We start from the raw sequence: 296 nt of genomic DNA, 5'->3' as shown, positions 1-296 counted from the left end.
GCGGAATGCCGTGATACATGGCCACCGAGCCGCCGACTGCCAGCATCAATGGGAACAGTAAATCGTGATTCGCGTGCGTGAACTCGACGATCAGCACCACCGCGGTGAGCGGCATCTGCATCGAAGCAGCCAGGAACGCTCCGGCACCGATGATTGCAGCCGCGCCCGCCGGCACGCCGGGCAGCAGATGATTCCACGCGCCCGCCAGCACGACCGCGAGTAGCGCGCCATTGGTAAGCCCGGGCGTGAGCAGGCCGCCTTCCGCGCCGGCACGCAGGCTCGATGCTTCGATGCTG

At 66.6% G+C, this 296-nt stretch carries 1 protein-coding gene; it reads right to left on the bottom strand.

The genetic code is table 11. The features are described 5' to 3' along the window. Positions 1–296, bottom strand: a 296-nt coding sequence (locus EN824_RS34525; RefSeq protein WP_189522296.1) for a chloride channel protein, incomplete at both ends; no start/stop codon positions are given.

The organism is Mesorhizobium sp. M8A.F.Ca.ET.181.01.1.1 (assembly GCF_004792025.1).
Lineage (GTDB): Bacteria > Pseudomonadota > Alphaproteobacteria > Rhizobiales > Rhizobiaceae > Mesorhizobium.
This window is presented reverse-complemented; position numbering and strand designations above follow the sequence as displayed.